At 49.4% G+C, this 1,250-nt stretch carries 1 protein-coding gene; it reads left to right on the forward strand.

The window, feature by feature from the left end:
- Window positions 1-105 precede the first annotated feature (105 nt).
- Window positions 106-1,227, forward strand: a complete 1,122-nt coding sequence (locus tag HLG76_RS14615; protein ID WP_175993938.1) for an ISAs1 family transposase — start codon at window positions 106-108, stop codon at window positions 1,225-1,227.
- The last annotated feature ends 23 nt before the right edge of the window (window positions 1,228-1,250 follow it).

Here is a 1,250-nt window from a genome sequence, read left to right on the forward strand (position 1 = left end):
CAGGGCGAGATCGCGAACGTTTTTTAACCAAAAAAGGATCGGTTTGACGATCACCTCTGGCTGTGATCATGTAGGCCGATTCTATAATAGTTCGGGATAGATACCGTGGATATCGATACATTTAAAGACTACTTCAGCGCCGTTGATGACCATCGCCAGAGTGCCAAGATAACCTACCCGCTATTCGACTTGCTCTTTGCTTCATTGTGCGCGGTGATTGCGGGATCGAAAGGATGGTACGAGATTCGAGAATACATCCTAGGGCACCATGAGTGGTTTAAGCGTAACGGTATGTTTGAAGAAGGTATTCCTGCCGACGATACCATCGCTCGTGCCATCTCTGCGATTGAACCGAGTGCCTTTCAAGCCTGCTTTATCGATTGGATGAAAGCTGTTCATCAAATGACGGATGGTCAGGTGGTCGCAATCGACGGTAAAACGCTGAAAGGCTCTTACAACCGTGAAGATAGAAGTAGTACGATCCACATGGTCAGTGCGTATGCCAGCGAAAACCACCTGGTGCTTGGGCAGCTCAAGACTGAAGAAAAAAGCAATGAAATCAGTGCGATTCCCGAGCTAATCCGCCTTCTCGACTTACGTGGTGCGCTAGTCACCATCGATGCCATGGCCTGCCAAACGACGATTGCCAAGACGATTCTTGAGCAGGGTGGCGATTACTTATTAGCGGTGAAACAAAACCAGGGCAAGCTAGCGAACGCGATCACCGAGGCATTCAGTGAGCAACGTCGAACCTTCAATGACGATGTCGAGTTTGAATATGGTCACGGTCGTATTGAATCACGTCAGTGCTATGTGCTTGATAAAGCGTGTTTATCAGGCGACTTTACTCGTTGGCCATCACTACAAAGCCTTGTCATGGTTGAGTCTTTGCGTGTTGAGAAAGGGCGTCCGATGTCGCTGGAGTATCGTTACTATATCAGCTCCAAATCACTGACTGCCGATAAGGCAAGCCGTGCTATCCGCTCGCATTGGGGCATTGAAGCCATGCACTGGGTATTGGATGTCAACATGGGTGAAGACGCCTGCCAAATTTATAAAGACAATGGGGCCGCGAACTTTGCCTGTCTGCGACACATGGCCTCAAACATGGTGCGGGCTGAGCCGACCAAGATAAGCTTGGTGGCCAAACAGAAGCGCTGTCTCATGAATCCTAGCTTCTTAGAAAAGGTTTTAGCCGCAGGCATACCGGCGATGGTTGAAAAATGAACACTTATGCGCTCGCCCTGGGT

It is taken from the genome of Salinivibrio sp. EAGSL (assembly GCF_013366455.1).
GTDB classification, from domain to species: Bacteria; Pseudomonadota; Gammaproteobacteria; order Enterobacterales; family Vibrionaceae; genus Salinivibrio; species Salinivibrio costicola.